General features: G+C 70.8%; 16 protein-coding genes. 5 read left to right on the top strand and 11 right to left on the bottom strand.

Annotation, left to right across the window (positions count from 1 at the left end):
- Window positions 1–4: 4 nt before the first annotated feature.
- Together ACZ3HL_RS22405 and ACZ3HL_RS22410 are read right to left on the bottom strand one after the other, a co-directional pair.
- Entirely contained in the window at window positions 5–835 is an 831-nt protein-coding gene (locus ACZ3HL_RS22405) for a class I SAM-dependent methyltransferase (RefSeq protein ID WP_465533314.1), read from the bottom strand.
- A 95-nt stretch (window positions 836–930) separates the two neighbouring features.
- On the bottom strand, window positions 931–1503 hold the full coding sequence (locus ACZ3HL_RS22410) for a helix-turn-helix domain-containing protein (protein WP_465533316.1): 573 nt from the start codon (window positions 1501–1503) through the stop codon (window positions 931–933).
- Between the two features lie 76 nt (window positions 1504–1579).
- Here ACZ3HL_RS22410 and ACZ3HL_RS22415 point away from each other — a divergent pair, with 76 nt between their 5' ends.
- Together ACZ3HL_RS22415 and ACZ3HL_RS22420 are read left to right on the top strand one after the other, a co-directional pair.
- On the top strand, window positions 1580–3133 hold the full coding sequence (locus ACZ3HL_RS22415; protein WP_465533318.1) for an MFS transporter: 1554 nt from the start codon (window positions 1580–1582) through the stop codon (window positions 3131–3133).
- Window positions 3134–3190: 57 nt separating this feature from the next.
- Window positions 3191–3958, top strand: coding sequence for an AfsR/SARP family transcriptional regulator (locus ACZ3HL_RS22420; RefSeq protein WP_465412716.1), 768 nt, complete (start codon window positions 3191–3193; stop codon window positions 3956–3958).
- A 59-nt stretch (window positions 3959–4017) separates the two neighbouring features.
- Here the strand turns inward: ACZ3HL_RS22420 and ACZ3HL_RS22425 are convergent, their stop codons facing one another.
- From ACZ3HL_RS22425 to ACZ3HL_RS22435, 3 genes are read right to left on the bottom strand one after another with little or no spacing between them, the layout of a single operon-like run.
- A complete protein-coding gene (locus ACZ3HL_RS22425) occupies window positions 4018–4764 on the bottom strand; it encodes a hypothetical protein (protein WP_465533320.1) in 747 nt (248 codons plus the stop codon).
- A gap of 35 nt (window positions 4765–4799) precedes the next feature.
- Window positions 4800–5192: a hypothetical protein gene (locus ACZ3HL_RS22430; RefSeq protein WP_465533322.1), complete on the bottom strand. Its 393-nt coding sequence runs from the start codon at window positions 5190–5192 to the stop codon at window positions 4800–4802.
- A 5-nt stretch (window positions 5193–5197) separates the two neighbouring features.
- Window positions 5198–5902 (bottom strand): hypothetical protein, encoded by a 705-nt coding sequence (locus tag ACZ3HL_RS22435; protein WP_465533324.1) that lies wholly within the window; start codon window positions 5900–5902, stop codon window positions 5198–5200.
- Between the two features lie 126 nt (window positions 5903–6028).
- Here ACZ3HL_RS22435 and ACZ3HL_RS22440 point away from each other — a divergent pair, with 126 nt between their 5' ends.
- Together ACZ3HL_RS22440 and ACZ3HL_RS22445 are read left to right on the top strand one after the other, a co-directional pair.
- Entirely contained in the window at window positions 6029–7243 is a 1215-nt protein-coding gene (locus ACZ3HL_RS22440) for a protein kinase domain-containing protein (protein WP_465533326.1), read from the top strand.
- 57 nt (window positions 7244–7300) lie between these two features.
- Window positions 7301–8512, top strand: coding sequence for a serine/threonine protein kinase (locus tag ACZ3HL_RS22445; RefSeq protein ID WP_465533328.1), 1212 nt, complete (start codon window positions 7301–7303; stop codon window positions 8510–8512).
- Between the two features lie 222 nt (window positions 8513–8734).
- On the opposite strand, the gene ACZ3HL_RS22450 is transcribed toward ACZ3HL_RS22445, so the two are convergent.
- The 6 genes from ACZ3HL_RS22450 to ACZ3HL_RS22475 are packed head-to-tail and all read right to left on the bottom strand — an operon-like array spanning window position 8735 to window position 17103.
- Window positions 8735–10873, bottom strand: a complete 2139-nt coding sequence (locus ACZ3HL_RS22450; protein WP_465533330.1) for a transglutaminase TgpA family protein — start codon at window positions 10871–10873, stop codon at window positions 8735–8737.
- Complete coding sequence (locus ACZ3HL_RS22455) at window positions 10852–12024, bottom strand: DUF58 domain-containing protein (RefSeq protein ID WP_465412709.1); 1173 nt, start codon at window positions 12022–12024, stop codon at window positions 10852–10854. Before ACZ3HL_RS22455 ends, ACZ3HL_RS22450 begins: the two co-directional genes overlap by 22 nt.
- Before the next feature lie 5 nt (window positions 12025–12029).
- Window positions 12030–12983: an AAA family ATPase gene (locus ACZ3HL_RS22460; protein WP_465533332.1), complete on the bottom strand. Its 954-nt coding sequence runs from the start codon at window positions 12981–12983 to the stop codon at window positions 12030–12032.
- A gap of 22 nt (window positions 12984–13005) precedes the next feature.
- Entirely contained in the window at window positions 13006–15108 is a 2103-nt protein-coding gene (locus tag ACZ3HL_RS22465; protein WP_465533335.1) for a fibronectin type III domain-containing protein, read from the bottom strand.
- A 40-nt stretch (window positions 15109–15148) separates the two neighbouring features.
- On the bottom strand, window positions 15149–16435 hold the full coding sequence (locus ACZ3HL_RS22470; RefSeq protein WP_465533337.1) for a sensor histidine kinase: 1287 nt from the start codon (window positions 16433–16435) through the stop codon (window positions 15149–15151).
- Complete coding sequence (locus ACZ3HL_RS22475; protein ID WP_465533339.1) at window positions 16432–17103, bottom strand: response regulator transcription factor; 672 nt, start codon at window positions 17101–17103, stop codon at window positions 16432–16434. Before ACZ3HL_RS22475 ends, ACZ3HL_RS22470 begins: the two co-directional genes overlap by 4 nt.
- 110 nt (window positions 17104–17213) lie before the next feature.
- Here ACZ3HL_RS22475 and ACZ3HL_RS22480 point away from each other — a divergent pair, with 110 nt between their 5' ends.
- Window positions 17214–17870, top strand: coding sequence for a response regulator transcription factor (locus ACZ3HL_RS22480; RefSeq protein WP_465412704.1), 657 nt, complete (start codon window positions 17214–17216; stop codon window positions 17868–17870).
- Window positions 17871–18152: the final 282 nt, after the last annotated feature.

An 18152-nucleotide genomic window follows, 5' to 3' on the forward strand; every position in this document is an offset into this window, starting at 1 on the left:
GTCGTCATCCACGCGCGGAAAGATCACGGCGCGCGGCCCAGACGGTGCGTTCGGTGCGCACCAGCAAATCGTCGCGGCGCAAGATGCCGTCGGAGTCGAGCAACCGGTCGAGCGCCGCGAGATCCTCCGGGGAAAGCGTTTCGGCGACAGCTCGGCGGAGGCGCTGCAGGATTCCGAGCGCGTAGCGGCCGATCGCGTCACCACGGGAACCTGGGATGTTCACCGTGACGGTGCGCTCGCCCTCGACCGTGAATCCGGCCGCGGTCAGCATCGGCCCCCAGTCCGCGCCGCGGTGGGCCGGGTGTCCGGAGTGGCGGCGATCGGCCGCGGCGTGCACGCGCTCCTCCAGGCCTGGCGCGTCCTCGGGAGCGTTTTCGGGCAGGAACCTGGGCTGACCGGCCAGTTCGACGACCGCGAACAGGCCGCCGGGAGCGAGTGCGTCGTGGACGGCTCGCAGCGCGCGGTCGGGGTGGGCCATGTGGTGCATGGAGGCCGAAGCCCACACCAGGTCCGGTGAGCCGAGTTCGGGCCACGCCGTGTCGTCGAGGTCTGCGTGCACGGTGTGCACGCGCTCTTCGATCCCCCGTGCGCACGCCTTCGCGCGGACGCGCTGGAGGTATTCGACGGAGGCGTCGACGGCAGTGACGTGCGCGTCGGGGAAGCGGTCGATGAGGGCGAAGGTGCCCGCACCCGTGCCGCAGCCCAGATCCACGATCCGACGTGGAGGCGTCTTCAGCGGCAGCCACGCGGTGATGGCGGCCGTGTGCTCGGCGAGCACCTCGGCATCCAGGTCGAGGATCTCCGTCAAGTCTGCGTGGTGGTGGGCGTGGTTCATGACTTCACGGTAGAGCGGGCATGCGCCTAAGGCACGGCCTATCCCAGTTTACGCAAGACGAAGGCGTCTGACGCTGCCTGAGACGCAAGACGCGGTCATTCGGGGTCGTTCTCCCGCTGATGGCCGCGGCGCGCGTCGCGGTCGTAGATGCCCAGGACGTCGCACGGGCCGCCCTCGGCGCCGATCGCGTGCGGCATCATCGTGGGGAACTCGGCGGACTGGTTGGCCTCGACGCGGATGCGGCGGTGGCCGAGCATGAGAACCGCGGTGCCGGACAGGACGACGAGCCATTCGCGTCCCGGGTGCGCGCGCATCCGCGCCGGGTTCTCGGGCGGCGGCTCGGTCATGCGGTGGCGCACCACGCTCATACCAGGGTCGGCCTTGATGGTCCAGCGCATCCGGCCGTGCGGGCCGTCGATCGACGGGCTGCCGACCACATCGTCGGTCGCGGTCTCCACGAGCTGATCCAGCGTGGTGTCCAACGCACGGGCGAGCGTCACCAGCTGGTCCAGCGCGAGCCGGCGCTGCCCGTTCTCGATCCGGCTCAGGGACGACTGACTGAGGTGGGCGCGGGCGGCCAATTCCTCCAGGGACCAGCCTTGCGCCACTCGCAAAGCCCGGATGCGTTTGCGCACGAGGCTGTCCAGATCGCCATCTTCTTGCGTCATGAGCAAGATTGTATGCCCAGACAGCAAGGGGCGGCTAGCTTCGGCCTCGACTCGACCTGCTGTCCGAAGGGAATCCATGAGTACGAACCAGCTCGCCCCCGCCGCTGAAGCCGAGGGAGGGGCGACACCGGACTCGCGTCGGCTGCGCGCGATCTTGATCGCCGTCTCGATCGCGCTGATGGCGGTCATCGCCTCGGTCTCCGGACTGAACGTCGCGCAAACCCACCTGGCCGTGGAGTTCGGCGCCTCGCAGAACACGATCCTCTGGATCATCAACATCTATCCGCTCGCGCTCGCCGCGCTGCTGTTGCCGCTCGGCGCCGTCAGCGACCGGCTCGGCCGCAAACCCATGCTGATCACCGGACTCGTCGTCTTCGGCGTGGCCACCGTGGTCGCGGGCCTGGCGCCGTCGGCGGGGGTCATGCTCGCCGCGCGGGTGATCAGTGGCGTCGGCGCCGCGATGATCATGCCCATCACGCTGGCCGTCATCACCTCCACCTTCCCCGAAGACCGGCGGGGCAAGGCGATCGGTGTCTGGACCGGCGTCGCCGGAGGCGGCGGGATCCTGGGCATGTTCCTCTCCGCGCTCCTGGTCGACGTCGCCGACTGGCGCTGGCTGTTCGTCCTGCCCGCACTCCTGACGGTCGCGGCACTGGTCACGACGCTGACCTCGGTGCCCGACTCCCGCGAGAACTCGCCACATCGCTTCGACACCGTCGGCGCACTGGTCTCCGCCACAGCCGTGGCCGCTCTCATCTTCGTGCTGCAGGAAGGTCCCGAACGCGGATGGACCTCGCCCGCGACGTTGATCAGCCTCGCCGCCGGGGTCGCCGCCGCGATCTGTTTCGTGGCCTGGGAACTGCGCCGCCGCGATGCCTCACTCCTGGACATGCGCCTGTTCCGGGAGCGCGGCCTCGCGGGCGGCTCGATCACGCTCCTGGTGGTGTTCGGTGTCCAAGCGGGTATCGCCGTGGTGCTGTTCCCGTTCTTCCAGGCGGTGCTCGGCTGGCCGGGCCTGCTGTCCACGGCGGCCCTGATGCCGATGGCCGTCGCGATGATGCTGACCTCCGGGCTGGCTCCCCGGCTCGCCGCGCGGATCGGCTCCCGTTCGACCATGGCCGCGGGGATCGCGTTGGCCGGCGCCGGACTGGCGTCGATGGCCGTGCTCGTCTCCGTCGACGGTGGCTACCCGACGATCCTGCCCGGCATGATCGCCATGGGTATCGGCATGGGCCTGTCGATGGCGCCGTCCACCGAGGCCATCACCGCTTCCCTGCCCAGGGCGAAGCAGGGCGTCGCCTCCGCCCTGAACGACGTCACCCGCGAGTTCGGTACCGCGCTCGGCGTCGCCCTGCTCGGAGCGCTGGTGGCCAACGGTTACCGCGGCGCCATCGACGGCAGGTTGGACGGCATTCCCCAGGGACCCGCGGACAACGCCCGCGAGGGCGTCGCCAACGCCGTCGCGGCGGCGGAGCACGCCGGTCCGCGCGCGCAGGACCTGATCCACGCCGCCCAGGTGTCCTTTGTGGACGGCTGGCGGCAGGCCATGTGGGCGGGCGCCGCCGTGATGGGCGTTCTGTTCGTCTTCATCGCCACCCGCGGCCCCCGGGAGACTGTCATGAAATCCTAATACCGTGTCGGGCACGCTGTCCGCAGACAGCACAAGCACGCCACGGGGGGACATCCGATGCTCTTCCAGCTCCTCGGCCCGATCGAGGTCACCGTACCCGGACAGCCGCCACTCGCGATCAAACCGGGCAAGCCGGCCACCGTGCTGACCGCGCTGCTGCTCGACCGCGGCAAGTGGGTCGGCGTGGACCGGCTGATCGACGCGGCCTGGCACGGCCGGGCCGCGCCGGCGTCGGCCGGGGGCAACCTGAAGTCCTACATCTGCGGGCTGCGCCGCGCACTGGCACCCGCGGCGGACAGGACACGCATCGAGAGCAGGCCCGGCGCGTACCGGATCGTCGTCGACCGCGAGGACACCGATATCGACCACGTCGGCCACGCCTTCACCGAGGGCCGCGAGGCACTCCGCGAAGGCGATCACGAGCGGGCGGCCAAGCTGCTCACCGACGCGCTGGACCTGTGGCGCGGTACGCCGTTCGAGGGTCTGCGGACCCCGGACGCCCTCGCCGAGGTCGCCCGGCTGGAACGTCTGCACACGCAGATCCGCGAAGACCTGGCCGAAGCCGGCCACGCGCTCGGCAGGCACCTCGACGCGGTTTCGCTCCTGCACGGTCTGATCGACGAGGACCCGCTGCGCGAGCACGCCTGGGCGAGGCTGGTGATGGTGCTGAACGAAACCGGTCAGCGCAGCGAAGCACTCGCCGCGTTCCGCCGTGCCCGAGCGATCATCGTGCGGGAGCTCGGGGTCGAACCGGGCGCCGCCCTCACAGACGCTCACCGGACCGCATTGCTGGGCCACGCCACCGGTTGCCGTCAGGCTGCCTGACCCTCACCTCGTGAGCGGCGATTCGGGACCGATCCCGAATCGCCGCTCACTGGTTCGAGCTATTCGACCGTGACCGTGGCGCTCGACCAGGACGAGCCGTCCGGGCTGGACGTGGTGACCGTCCGGGTCTGGCCCGGCTTCAGGCCCTTGCTGTCCACCGATACGTGCCCGGTGCCCGTCCGCTTTTCGGTCTTCTTCCGGTTCTCGCTGTTCTTCCCCTTGTCCTTGCTGTGCTTGTGCTTCTCGGACTTGAGCTTCTTCAGCTCGCTCTTCGCCTTGTCCAGCTCGCTCTTGGCCTTCTTGACCTCGTCCCCCGCCTTGTCGACGAGCTTCTTGGCCGTGTCCAGCGAGCCGGTGGCCTTGGCGACCGACTCGATGATCTTCTTCGAGCTTTCCCGCACGACGGGAGCGGGCTTCTCGACCACGATCACCCGGGGCCGGGGCTGGACGCGGCTGTCCTTGGCGACGGCCGCCTTGACCACCGGGTGCCGCGTCTTCTGGCGTTGCACCTTCTTCACCGTCACCGCGGCGGGCTTGATCTTGGCCACCTTCTTGACCGGAACCGGTTTCGCGGCCGGAGCCGCGAGGATCGCGGCGGGCGGAGCGACCTGCTGGACGAGCGGGTTGACGGGCGCGGCCGGCTGCTGCGGGGCGGCGACCGGTTTCGGTGCGGCGGCCGCGGCCGGGGCGGGGGTGGCCGACGCGGTCGCTTCGTCCGTCCCGTCGAAGGCGCCGAAGGTCCACGCGCCGACGGCGGCGGTCGTCAGGCCCGCGACGCCGAGCACGCCTACACGCTTGATGTTCATGGGATACCTCGATTTCCTGTTGCCTGCCGTGACGTTCACAGCTGGGGTTCGTCTTCGTGACGGCGTTCGTAGAACTCTTCGGCCAGTGAGCGGCCCATCAGGCCGCCGAAGATCCCGGCGGCCACGCCGACGGCGATACCGACGGGAGTGGCGATGACCAGTCCGGTGGTCACCCCGAAGACCAGGGACGCGGTCCCACCGCCGAAGCCGGTGACCGCACTCTTGCTGAGCGGCTTTTCTTCGTGCTCAAGGTAATAGTCGTACTCGACTCGTTCGTCGTCCTCGGTGTCCGGAGTGGACGGTCGCTGGTTCAGCCACGCCTCCTCCGGGATCACCAGATACCGGGGCTGCGGGACGCGCGGGACGGAGAACTTCCGGAAGGCCGCCCACAGCGACAGTGCGGGCCGTTCGGCGAGGTTCGTGGTCATGGCGCTCAGTCCCGGTCGCCGGTCATGATCTTGACCGGCTTGTCGTGATCCTTGAGTTTCTTGGCGCTTTCCCGGAGCTTCTTCAGCTCGCCCTTGGCCTTCTTCACGTCGTCCTTGGCCTTGTCCAGCACCTTGCTCGCGCGCTCCACCGCGTCGTTCGCGGTGTCGACGGCCTTCGCCTTGTCCCGCAGCTGTTCGCGGATCGTGCGCGGAGCCGGCTCGGCGACCGCGGCGCGAACGACGAACTTCTTCTCCGGGAGAACGCTCGCCAGTTTCGGCACGGCCGTCTTCACCACGCGCGGTTTGACGACCGCGGCCTTCTTCACCACCGGGACCGGGTGGGCCACCTTCTTGACCGTCTGCGCGGTCTTCACCGTGCGCTGCACCGGGGCGGCCTGCTTGACGACCGGGGCCACGGGCGCCTTGGCCGGCACGACAGGGGCCACCACCGGCGGCGGAGGGGTCACCTTTCGCGGCGCGGCCGGTTCGGCTCGCGGCTCGGCTTTGGGCTGGGGTGCCGTCTGCTTCGGCGGGGCCGGCTCCGGAGCCTGGACCTGCTGCGGTCTGGCCGCCTGCGCGGTGTCCTGTACCGGTTTCTCGTCGGGCCGGTCGTCCACCATCGCGTTCGCGGTGGTGGCGCCGATGGCCGCGGTGGCGAGACCGGCGACGCCATAGACGGCCGCCCGCCGGAGATTGTTTTTCTGCTTCATCCGTCCCACCTCGCTGTTCCGTGGCGTCGCTGCTGAGAAGCAGCGTGGCGCGGGACGGTTCAGCACCGGTACATCGGCGGTTCATCCGCACTCCCGCGATCGCGTTCTCCGCATTACTCTGCGGATATGCGACCGGAGGACGGGGAAGCGCTCGGCAGCGGATCGGCCGGTGCCGTCTTCGCCCTGTCGACGGACGAGGGCGACGTCGCGTACAAGGTGTTCCCCGGCAGGCTGTACGAGCGCACCCGCCTCCGGCTGGAACGCGAACTGGAGCGGCTTTCCGCGCTGGACGGGCAGATCCTGGTACCCGAAGCCATCGAGGAACTGCCCGACGGCCGGTGCGCGCTCCGCAGCGAACTCTGCACCCGATCACTGCTCGATCTGGTCGAGAGCACCGGCCCGTTGCCGGTCGCGGACACCCTCGTCCTCGGCTCCGCGATCGCGTCGACGGTCGCGAGGGCGCACGAAGCCGGGATCGTCCACGGCAGGCTCACCCCCGCCAACGTGCTGTTCCGCGCGTCGGGTGAACCCGTGATCAACGATTTCGAGCGCACGCTGCGCCCGGTGTTCGTCCGGGATCCGGACCACGGGAGCGACTTCCTCGCCCCGGAAGGGCCCCACGGCGAAGGCGCGGATCTCTACGGGCTCGGTGCCGTGCTCCACTTCGCGCTGACCGGTCTGCCGCCCGGACCCGACCGGCCCGAACTGCACCGGGTGGACGCGCCGATCGATCTCCTCGCCCTCATCGAGAACCTCCTCGCCGAAGACCCGGGGTCACGTCCGGCCGGCATGGCCGTGGTCGAAGAGATCCTCATCGCGCCGGCTCCCGAACCGTCCACTATGGACGAAGAGCTGCCCGTCGAGGTGTCACGAGGGGTACAGGGATTCCCGCTCCTGACCATCGAACCGGCATCGGCACCCGAGCCCCGCAAGAGATCCACCTGGCCGGCGCTCACCATCGGCGCTGCCACCGTGCTCGCGGCCGCCGCCTGGTTCCTCATCCCGGGTTCGACCGAACCGGCGCCGCAGGCCCAGGCGCAGCAGAGCCCGGAGAAGACGAGCACGAACCCGAAACCGGCGCCTCGGGTGGAACTGGCCGCACCGATCGACCACGGCTCGATGGTCGAGCTGGCCTGGCAGGCGCCGGCGGGGTTCGACTCGGCCGTCGTCGTCGCGGACGGCACCGGTGAGGCCAAGACCACGATCGTCCGGCAGCAGCGGACCATGAAGGTCCCCGTGGACCCTGGCCGGAAGTACTGCTTCCTCATCCAGATCACCGACGGCGGCGACGTGCAGGAGAGCGCGCCGCGTCCCATCCGGGGCGCGGTCTGCCGGAAGTGAGCCGGGCCCTGTTGTACCGTGGAGGGGTCCACGGTGGAGAGGGGATCCGGCCGTCGTATGAGCAGCGCCTCCGCCACCATCGTGCCCGGCCCCGGCGATACGGTGCTCAAGGTGTACCCGGGTTCGCTGGACCGGGAGACCCGGGCGGCGCTCGAACGGGAACAGGCCGCGCTCTCCGGAATCGCGTCGATCCTCCAGGTGGAGGAGATCGGCAAGCTCGCCGACGGCCGGACAGCGCTGCGCATGCCGCGCTGCGACCGGTCCTTCGCCACCTTGGCGGAGCCCCTGCCGGTCCAGGACGTACTGATCATCGGTGAGACGGTCGCGCGGGCGTTGACCGCCGCGCACCGGGCCGGCGTGGTGCACGGTTCGGTGTCACCCGGGAACGTCCTGATCCGGCGCACCGGTGAGCCCGTCGTCGCCGACTTCGGAGTGGCGCTCAGACGGCGGTTCCCCCGTGATCCGTTGTACGGCCTCGAGTTCGCCGCCCCGGAGACCGTGCGCGACCAGACGATGGACGAGCGGACCGATCGCTACGGCCTCGGCGCGATCCTGTACCTGGCGCTGACCGGCGAACCTCCACACAGGACGGTCGTCGGCGAGCAACCCGGCACCCGGATCCACCGCGTGCTCGCCGAGCCCGTCGCACCCATCACCCGGCCGGACGTCCCGGCCGAACTGGCGACGCTCGTCGGCGAACTGCTCGCCAAGGACCCGGAGAGCCGACCGGAAGATCCGGAAGCCCGGCTGAAACTCCTGCACCGGAAGCTCACGGCTGCCGGCGCCGGCATCCCGCTCGACCTGCCCGCGGAACCGATCCTCGTGCTGGAGCCGTCCCGTCCGGAGCAGCCACCGCCGGAGACCTCGGCATCGAAGCGGAAATACGTCGTCGCGGCCGCGGTCCTGGCCGGGATCTGCGGCGCCGTCGCCGTACCGTGGCTCCTGTCCGGCAGCGGGGAGGCCCCCTCGGTGGCGCCGATGACGGCCGCTCCCCCGTCGAGCGGGGTCGAAATCGAGCTGTCCCCGCCCGTCGACCACGAAACCTACGTCGAACTGTCGTGGACGTCGAACGCCGAACTGGACTTCGCGATCATCCTCGCCGAGGAGGGCCGGGCGGAGCCTCAGGTGATCTTGACGCAGCGGACCAAGCAGCGCCGGGTCGAGGTCCGGCCCGGCCTGCGGTACTGCTTCCAGATCCAGGGCAGCAGTCCGCAGGGTACCTACGAGAGCGAGTTCCGGCCGCTCCGCGGCGCCGTCTGCAAGCCCTGAGCCGCACCGCGCGAAGCTCCGCTGAACGTTGCGAAAGTGGCTTTCGCAACCTTCAACGTTGCGAAAGTGGCTTTCGCAACGCGTCTCTCCCGGTGGTTTCGCGTGATCGGATGGACGACACACGTGATCAGATGGACGACACGCGTGATCAGACGGACGACTCACGTGTCGTCCGTCCAGTCACGCGTGTCGTCCGTTCAAGCACGCGTGTCGTCCGTCTGATCACGCGGCGCGCGGCGGGAACAGGACCCGGATGTTGACCGCCGCCCGCAGTCTCGCCGTCCAGGACCGGCGTCCGAGTCCTTTTCGGACGGTCTTCACCGCGGCCCACGCCTCGTGGGCGACGTCCGGCGCCGTTCCGGACCACAGCGCGGCGTCGACGGATCTCGCCAGCGAGCGCAGTCCCTCCACTGTGGACTGATCGCCGAAGACGCCCGCGGTGGCGGCCAGATCCCGCACGGTCATCCCGGCGGTCACCCGGAGGCCGTGCGCCCGCAGCCGGTCCCTGGCCTCGGCCCAGGCGCCGATCACCGCCTCCCGGCCCACCTTGCGACGTCGCCGCCAGGCGCGGAACGCGGTCACCCCGGGTACGCCCGCGCCCCACAGCATCACCAGGACCACGAGCCCGACCGCGGCGATGATCGCCGGTGTCCGCCAGTTCCCCATGCCCGAGCCGGTGTCCTCTTCGGACTCCCCGGGCGGCAGTGGCGGGTTCTCCATCTTCTGCACCGGCGGCAGCTGGGTCCGCACCTCCGCCACCGCGGCGGCGATCCCGCCGGCGGCCGCGGATCCGCTCTGCTCGGCGGCGCCGGACGGGTCGAGCGGAACCCAGCCCACCTTGGCCACGGCGACCTCCGGCCACGCGATGATGTCGGAGTTGCGGACGACGTGCGCGCCGTCGGCTTCGGCCCGGTCCGGGGCGCGATAGCCGACGACGAGGCGGGCCGGGATTCCCTTGAGCCGGGCCAGCACCACGTACGCGGCGGCGAACTGCTCGCTCGTGCCCCGTTTGTCACCCTCGACGAGGAACCGGCGCAGCTGCGGCCAGCCGTGTCCGGTCGGCAGGTCGTCGCCCGTGGCGAGCCGGTAGTTTCCGGCGAGGTACCGCTCCAGCGCGACGGCCGTCTGGAACGACGGCCGCAGCTCGGGCGGCAGCACCCGGTCGGCGAGTTCGCCGATCTCCGGGGGAACCGTGCCGAGACCGCCGAGACCACCCGGGAGCGCGGGATCCGTTCCGGCGCCCATCAGGTCCTCCGGACCGACCTGGGGCTCCCACCAGCCGAGGGTGTACCGGCGTGACGACGGCTCCGTGGCGACAAGGGTTCCGCGTGTCTCGTCGACAAGGGCGTCGATTCCGGTGACCGACGCGGGCGACGTCTGGCCGGGGAGCCACGGCCCGGACGGAGCCGTCATCTCGATCGTGGCCTGGCGCCTGGCGGCCGGGACTTCTCCCGTACGGGGCGGGATTTCCGCGCCAAGGCGGCGGAAACCTCCTCCGGGCAACCAGTTCGAGCCGTCGAACTCGTCCAGCACGGCCAGCGGCCAGCGCCGGGAGGCCGGAGTGTCCCCGGTGTAGCGGAACACCTGCGGCGACGGATTCCTGGTCCGGTACGCGATCTCGGACAGCGGGCTCGCGACGGACATTTCGGCGAGCGGGACGGATTCGTCGTCCTTCAAGGAGTACGCGGGGCGCGCGAGCGGATCGGCAACGGCCAGTGCGAGCGCGCAGACGACGCCGAGCACCACGGCGGGCGCGACCAGCTTCAGCAGCCGGGGCAACGCCGTTCCCCCGCCACTGACCAGCAGCAGCCCGGCGATGACCGCGTAGCCGACGCCCGTGGCCACCGCGGCGGCACCGGTCACCGCGACGTAGGCCTGGCTCAGCACCAGGACGAGCAGCCCCGGCACGAGCGCGATCAGGGGCCGGCGCAGCCGGTGCAGCAGTTCGATCCCCAGTACGGCCGCGGCCAGGACGGCCAGCGGCACGAACGAGATCAGTTCCGGTTCCGGACGGGCGGGCCAGGTCGTCCGCAGGGTCAGCTGCCAGCCGTCGACGGCTCCGGCGGCGAGTACCGCGAGCGTCTCACCCGTCGGGATCCCGGCCGCGGTCGTTCCGGGCAGCACCGTCTCGATCACCGCGAGCAGGCCTGCCACCACCGCGAACACCGGCCGCCACGGCACCGTTTTCGGGAACCGCCTGCCGAGTTCGGTGACGCCGTAGGTCACCAGTACCACCGCGCCGATCGGCAGGAGCAGCGCGGCCGGGCCGAAGACCGGCGCGAAGAGCAGTCCTCCGATCGCCGCCGCGGCGAGCACGGCGACGTCCGCGATCCGCGGGGTCACGACACCAGCTCGTTCCACCGGTTCACCGCCTCGGCCGCGTCCGCCGCGCTGACCCTCCGGGCACGGGGAACACCCTCGACGCCGTGCACGCCGAGCCCGTCCATCCCCAGTCCGTGCGTGCCCACCCCGAGCACGTACACCGACGAGAAATGCGGCCGGACGCCCGCGAGTCCGCGCAGATCCGGCCCGGCCCTGCCGGTCACCACGACCAGGCAGCCACCACGGACTCCCTTGCGGGACAACGAGACCGGAATCATCGGCCGGTCGGCGGCGGGGTCCTGGCCGACCTCGCACAGCACGTCCAGCAGCCGCCTCGCCGCCTGCGCGCCGCCGAAGGTCGTCAGATCCTCGCCGGTCGAGGTGAGCAGGCGGCAGCGATGTCCGGCCGTCGCCGCCGCGTTCACCAGTGACGCCGCCAGCTCGGCGGCCTCCTCGAATTCGTTCTCCGACAACACCTTCGCCCGCGTGTCGAGCAGCAGCGTGAACCGGGGATGGTCGGGATCGACGTAGTCCCTGACCATCAGCTGCCCCGTCCGGGCCGTGGCCTTCCAGTGCAGATGACGGACCTCGTCCCCGACGACGTACTCGCGCACGTCCCGCAGGTCCGCCGAACCGTGCAGCGAATCGTCGGTCGTCGGCCCGTCGTGGTGGTGGCGGGGGTGCCCGGTCGCGAGCGCGCGCACGGGATGCAGTTTCGGGTAGACCCACAGCGTCGCGGTGTCACCGGCCGGAAGCGGGCGCCGGACCAGGCCGAGCGGATCGGCGCGCTCCAGGATCAGCGGCCCGACCGTGAACCGCCCGCGCCGCCGCGTCGGCAGTTCGTAGTGGTACGTCGCCTCACCGCCCGGTGCCAGCGGGCGGACCGTGACGGCGAGTTCGGCGCCGTGTTCGCCGTGCTCCCGCGCCGTGAACCCGGCCTGCCGCCGCGTTCCCGGGTTCCCGACCAGCAGCCGGGCCATCGCCGGGCGTCCGCGTTCGACGCGGTCCGGGAACACGTCGCGCCGCACCGCGACCCGCGGGCGCCGGATCGCCAGCGCCACCCCGGCGAGCAACGCGCCCACCGCGGCACCCGCGAGCACGCGCAGCAGTGGGTATCCGGCCAGTTCGCCCGCGCCGTACAGCAGCACGGCGGCGACCAGCAGTCCGGTACCGCGTCGGGTGAGCCTCATCCGGCTCAGACCGCGTTGATCGCGGGTGCGGGAGTCGCCGCCAGCGCCTCGTCGACGACGTCGGCCGCGGACCGCTGATTGAGCTCGGCGTCGGCGGTGAGCACCAGGCGGTGGGCCAGCACCGGTTTCGCGATGGCCTTGATGTCGTCCGGGGTCACGTAATTGCGGCCGTCGGTGGCCGCGATCCCTTGCGCCGCACGGACCAGGGCGATGCTTCCGCGCGGGCTCGCGCCATACCGGACCGCCGCGTGGTCCCGCGTCGCCGCGGCCAGTCTTACCGCGTACGAACAGATCGCGGGGTCCAGGTAGGCGTCCCGTACCTGATCGATGGCACGGCGCAGGGTCTCCAGGTCCACGACCGGGCCCAGCTCGTCCGGGCTGACCCGCGCGCAGTCGCTCATGAGCACCCGGACCTCGGAGTCGTGATCGGGGTAGCCGACGGAGATCCGCATCATGAACCGGTCGAGCTGCGCTTCGGGCAGGCGATAGGTGCCCTCCATCTCGATCGGGTTCTGCGTGGCGACCACCAGGAACGGATGCGGTACCTCGTGCGGCACCGAATCGACCGTCGCCCGGCGCTCGGACATCACCTCCAGCAACGCGGACTGGGTCTTGGGCGTACCTCGGTTGATCTCGTCGGCGAGGACGATGTTGGCGAAGATCCCGCCGGGGTGGAACTCGAACTTCTCGTTGTTCTGGTGGTAGACCATCACCCCGGTCACGTCACCGGGCAGCAGGTCCGGGGTGAACTGGATCCGGTTCCAGCTCCCGCCGATACTGCGGGCGAGACACCGGGCCAGCGTCGTCTTCCCCAGGCCGGGGACGTCTTCGATCAGCAGGTGACCTTCGGACAGCAAAGCCGCGATCGCGAGCCGGACGACGTCCGGTTTCCCGCGCAGCACGCGCTGCACGTTTTCGGCGACCGCCTGGTAGACCCCGGTCGCGGTCGGCTGGTTCATCGTGCCCCCTGTTTCGTGCCCGTCATTTCCACGTGATGGTCTTCGCTATCGAGCCGTAGCCCTTGGGATACAGGGTCACGGTGACCTCGTCCCCCTTGGCGCCGGGATAGCGGACGAGATCCGTGCCGGTGTTGTGCTGGCCGGTGAGCTTGATCGAGAACTCCTCGTTCAAGCCGGGTCCGCTGACGACGACCTTGAGCGTGGCGTTCCAGTTCGCGCTCTCGGTGATCGTCCTGGCCACCAGCCGCACCATCCCGTTCCGCTGGGTCACCTCGATGTCCGGCCGTCCCTTGGGAATCGTCGGATCGTCCCCCGCCGGGCCGTTGCCCGCGGCGCTCATCGCCTCGACGTAGAACCGCAGTTCGGTGCCCACCAACAGGAAATCGGCCACATACCGGCGCGCCGACGCCGGCACGGTCACCTCACCGCAGTCCGGCGGGTCATGCGGCTGGTTGATGCCCTCGCTGTCCGGGCACCAGTAGATCCGGTAGCCGGTGATCGGCGAGCCGTTCGCCGTCGCGGGTGTCCAGGTGATGAGCGCGCCGCCGTTGCCCTCCGGTTGCGCGGCGACGTCGCCGGGGGCGCTCGGCGGTTTGGGCACCACCGGGGTCACCGGGGCGGAACTGGCACCGGGCCCCGTTCCCGCCCGGTTGATCGCGGCCACGGTGAAGACGTACGAAACACCGTTCGTCAGCCCGGTGACCGAGGCCGTCCTCGCGCCGCCGCCGACCGTGGTCTCGCCGCCGGGCCAGGTCACCCGGTAGCCGGTCACGGCGGCGCCGTTCGCGGCCGCGGCGTTCCACCGCACGGTCGCGGAGGCGTTGCCCGGCGTGGCCGTCACCGACCGCGGCGCGCCCGGCGGGCTCGCCGCGACGGGCGGTGGCTTCTTCGTCGTCTGCGGCACGACGGGCCGGTCCGGCTTTCCGGCCTGCGCGGGCGGCGGCTGGGGCTGCGTGACGGGTCCCCGTGTGTCCGGAGGGTTCTGTGGCGGTGGCGGAGCCACTGGTTTCGGATCCTTGGCGGGATCGGGCGCGCCGGTCACCGGGACCTCGTTCACCGCGCCGTCGTGCTCCACCACCAGCACGTGGGAACCGTCCACGCCGTCGACGTAGACCCTGGAGTCCTGGCCGCGCACCGGTGGCCTGCCGCCTTCGCCGGGGATCGGTTTCTTGTCCCGCTCCCGGCCGTCGCGATCGAAGGTGCGCAGTGTCTTGCTGGTGCGGTCGACCACCGCGACGGCGGTCCGCGAGGCGGCGACGCCCGCGTAATCACCCGGTGGGAGGCCGACGGTCACCGGAGGGGTCTTGTTCCGCGTCGCGGCGTCCACCAGATGCAGCCGCGCCCCCTGCGGATCGAGGATCGCCACCCTGCCCTCGACGTCGTTCGACGCCGCGACCGCGGTCTCCGGGACCTCGACGCCGAGCTTCACCGGATCCCCGAGGCCGGTGACGGCGACCGTCCGCGCGGTGTCGTCGGTGGTGTCCACGAACATCGCGGTGTCGCCGACGACGGTGAGGGAACCCTTGTGCCCCTGGGGAACCACGAACGGACAGGACAGCCGCTCCGAACCGGGAGCCAGTTCGCACAGCAGCCCGGTGTCGAGCCGGTGCAGCCAAAGGCGCCCGTCCGGGGTCGCGACCGGGGTCCCCAGCGGTCCCCCGGCCCTGACGGTGACGGCGTGGTCGCCGAAGCGGCTCACCGTCCCGGCTTCGCGGTAGACGGCGTACGGCCCGCCTCGGACTTCGAGGGTCACCGGACGCTCGGGAGCGGGCGCGGGATGGCTGCCTTCGACCGACAACGTCGATTTGCCGAATTCGACGGTCTTCTTCCCCGGGCTGACGATGTAGCCCTGCGTCGGGCCCTGCACGACCTGGCTGTCCGGACCGGCGCCCGGGACGCTCACTTCGGCGTCCGCCCGCTTGCCCGCCCCGTCGATGTGGAACGCCTTGCCGAGCACGGAGTTGTAGATCCAGTGCCCGGTCGGCACGACGTCCAGCCCGGGCAGCGGTTTCGAAGCGCCGCCAACGGCGATGCCGACCACCGCGACACAGCCCGCGACGATCAACGCGATCGGAGCCCTTGCCCGCCAGCGCGCCCCGGCGGTCCCCTTACCTGCACGGATCACATCCGGCAGCGTAACGCGTTCGTGCGGCGTCATGGCTTGCTCACCGGTCCCCCATGGGCAGGGCGAGCTCGAAGATCGCCCCGCCCTCGTCGCGGTTGTACAGGCGCAGCGTGCCGCCATGGATGTCGGCGACCCACTTGACCACGGCGAGGCCGATCCCGGTCGATCCGCCGCCGCTGACGAAACGTTCGAACAGTTCCGCCGCCCCTTCCGGATCGACGCCGGGCCCGCGGTCGGCGATGATCACCCTGCCGTCGAGCACGGTCACCTGGATGTCGGCCTCCTCGCCGGGCCCGCGGCCGTGGTTCACCGCGTTCCCGATCAGGTTCGCGACCGCGCGCCGCAGCAACGTCGCGTCGCCGTCGACGCGGGTGGGCACCGAGGTGACCGAGATCCGGGCGCCGTCGGCGGGCATGTCCTCGACGACCATCTCGACGAGTTGATCGAGCATCAACGGCCCCATGGCCGGTTTCTCGACCCCGGCGGTGACCCGGGCACGGCTCGGCCAGAGATCGATGATGTCGCCCATCATCGACGCGAGCCGGATGGTCCTCGGCAACATCTCGGCCTGCGCGGCCGGGTTCCGCGACGCCGTCTCGGCCAGCGCGCGCAGGCCCGCCACCGGCGTCTTGAGGTCGTGCACGACACCGTCGAGGAGCTGGGAAACCCCGTCCAGCAACGACTTCTGCTGTTCCAGCGCCGCTGTCGCCGGGCGCATGGCACGTCCCGCGATGAAATACCCGGCGGCGCCGAGCCCGAGCACCAGAAGCACGCAGCCGCCGATCACCAGCAGCGTCCACTCGTCGTGCTGTTCACCGACGACTTCGGCGTCGGCCACCACGACGACGGCGCCGACGATCTGCTGCGCGGTGTCCTTGATCGGATCGGCGGCGATGTAGACGGACCGGCCGGCGGCCGTCGTCTCGTAGCCGGTCTTCGAGAGGTTCGTGGCGGTGGCCTCGGCCGCGAGCCGGTTCAGCAGCGCGTCGTCGACGGGGACGCACTCGCGTTTACCGCGATAGGGCTCGAAGCGCGGGGCGGTGCCGGGCAGGACGGCGAACTGCGGGCACTGCTGGTTCACGGTGTCGGTGCCGATGTAGGCGGTGACGATCGCGCCGCCGTCCGCCGCGATCAGTCTGGCCAGGGTCGCGGAGACCTGGCGGACGTCGCTGTCGAGCCGCTGCCTGCCCTGATCGGCGTCCGCCTCGATCACCAGCCACGCCAGCACCACCAGGCCGACCGCGTTCATCGCGGTGAACAGCAGTGTCAGCAGACCGCGGAGCCGTCGCAGCCGCCCGGTCGAGGTCTCGGTCGAAGTGTCGGTCACGAGAGCCGGAACCCGACTCCGCGCACCGTCTCCACCGGATCCGGCTCGCCCAGTTTGCGGCGGAGCCGTTTGACGACGGCGTCGACGACGTTGGCCGTGGGTTCGTTCTCGAGGTCCCAGCAGTGCTCGACGAGATCCGCCCGGGAGACCGCCATCCCAGGACGGGTCGCGAGGTATTCGAGGATCGCGAATTCGCGGTTGCTCAGGGAGAGCAGCACGCCGCCCCGGCGGACCTCACAGCGCGCGAAATCGACTTCGAGGTCGGCGTGGCGCAACACCGGCGCCCTGCTGTCCCGGCGGCGGCACAGATTCGTCACGCGCGCCAGCAGTTCCGCCATCACGAAGGGTTTGACCAAGTAGTCGTCCCCGCCGTGGTCGAATCCCTCGATCCGGGCGCTGCTCGAACCCAGCGCGGTCAGGAACAGCACCGGCACGGCCCAGCCCCGCCGCCTGCGCTCGTCGACGAAGCCGATGGCGTCACCGTCGGGCAGCATCCGGTCGAAGACCGCGCAGTCGTGCGCCTCACCGGTCGCGTCGAGTGCCGCGGCCCCGGCCGCCAGCGAACCGGCGGCGTCCACGGTGAACGACGCGGCGCGCAGCTCGGCGGACACCGCCATCCGGATGTCCTCGTCGTCCTCGACGACCAGCACCCTCGCGTTCATCGGCATCAGGTCCTCGCACCAAAGAGGGAGGTCATGGGGTCACCGTGGGAGATTAGCGTCCTGCGCTCCGCGGAACGGGCGATCACCCGGATACGGCCGTCGGCTACCTTGGCCAAGTGCGGATCCTGGTCATCGAAGACGACGAAGCACTCCGGTCGTCCGTGCACTCGTCCCTGCGTTCCGCCGGGTTCGCCGTCGACGCCGTCGGCGATCTCCGCCCCGCGGACGAAGCCCTGTTCGTCAACGCCTACGACTGTGTCGTGTTCGACCGGATGCTCCCCAGCGGGGACGCGCTGGACTACGTCGAACGGAAACGCGGCACCGGCTGGACGACCCCGGTGCTGTTCCTGACCGCGCTGGGCGACCCCGATCAGCGCGTCGCCGGATTGCGGCGCGGCGGCGACGACTACCTCGAAAAGCCCTTCGCCATCGCGGAAATGGTGGCGCGGGTGCGCAGCCTCTGCCGCCGCGGCCGGGTCCCGCTGCCGTCGGTGCTGCGGGCCGCGGACCTCGAACTGGACACCGGACGGCACGAGGTCCGGCGCGACGGGGTCCTGCTGAGCCTGACCCGCACGGAATTCGCCGTACTGCGCTGTCTGCTGGAGAACGCGGGCCGTCCGGTTTCCCGTGCCCAGCTCATCAGGGCGGGCTGGGACGAGGTGGCCGATCCGGCGTCCAACGTCCTCGACGTCCTGCTGACGAGTCTCCGGCGGAAGCTGCTGAAGCCACCGCTGATCACCACGGTGCCGAGAGCCGGTTACCGCATCGGCTGACCTCGCCGTCCGGATGTCGTCGCCGCGCAACTCGCCACCTGTTTCGTCCGCCTCTGGCCGATCCCGCCGTCACCGGCGGTGCACCGTCTCGATGATGGCGGACGCCGGTTCATCGGCGGTTCATTCCCGGCCGGCGGCCTCGTCGCGAGCCCCCGGCGGAGGTGTCGCGAAAGCCACTTTCGGGACACCAGACGTCCCGAAAGTGGCTTTCGCGACACGCCTTGGCCAGGAGGCACGCGTCGGCGAGGTGGTGAAGGGCACCTTCCCTACCCTCAGGGTAGG

This window comes from Amycolatopsis sp. NPDC000009, assembly GCF_055563465.1.

What these genes read in the sequence shown, in the direction of transcription:
- ACZ3HL_RS22405 (WP_465533314.1), bottom strand. Translation starts at nt 835, where the DNA reads ATGAACCACGCCCACCACCACGCAGACTTGACGGAGATCCTCGACCTG.
- ACZ3HL_RS22410 (WP_465533316.1), bottom strand. Translation starts at nt 1,503, where the DNA reads ATGACGCAAGAAGATGGCGATCTGGACAGCCTCGTGCGCAAACGCATC.
- ACZ3HL_RS22415 (WP_465533318.1), top strand. Translation starts at nt 1,580, where the DNA reads ATGAGTACGAACCAGCTCGCCCCCGCCGCTGAAGCCGAGGGAGGGGCG.
- ACZ3HL_RS22420 (WP_465412716.1), top strand. Translation starts at nt 3,191, where the DNA reads ATGCTCTTCCAGCTCCTCGGCCCGATCGAGGTCACCGTACCCGGACAG.
- ACZ3HL_RS22425 (WP_465533320.1), bottom strand. Translation starts at nt 4,764, where the DNA reads ATGAACATCAAGCGTGTAGGCGTGCTCGGCGTCGCGGGCCTGACGACC.
- ACZ3HL_RS22430 (WP_465533322.1), bottom strand. Translation starts at nt 5,192, where the DNA reads ATGACCACGAACCTCGCCGAACGGCCCGCACTGTCGCTGTGGGCGGCC.
- ACZ3HL_RS22435 (WP_465533324.1), bottom strand. Translation starts at nt 5,902, where the DNA reads ATGAAGCAGAAAAACAATCTCCGGCGGGCGGCCGTCTATGGCGTCGCC.
- ACZ3HL_RS22440 (WP_465533326.1), top strand. Translation starts at nt 6,029, where the DNA reads ATGCGACCGGAGGACGGGGAAGCGCTCGGCAGCGGATCGGCCGGTGCC.
- ACZ3HL_RS22445 (WP_465533328.1), top strand. Translation starts at nt 7,301, where the DNA reads ATGAGCAGCGCCTCCGCCACCATCGTGCCCGGCCCCGGCGATACGGTG.
- ACZ3HL_RS22455 (WP_465412709.1), bottom strand. Translation starts at nt 12,024, where the DNA reads ATGAGGCTCACCCGACGCGGTACCGGACTGCTGGTCGCCGCCGTGCTG.
- ACZ3HL_RS22460 (WP_465533332.1), bottom strand. Translation starts at nt 12,983, where the DNA reads ATGAACCAGCCGACCGCGACCGGGGTCTACCAGGCGGTCGCCGAAAAC.
- ACZ3HL_RS22475 (WP_465533339.1), bottom strand. Translation starts at nt 17,103, where the DNA reads ATGCCGATGAACGCGAGGGTGCTGGTCGTCGAGGACGACGAGGACATC.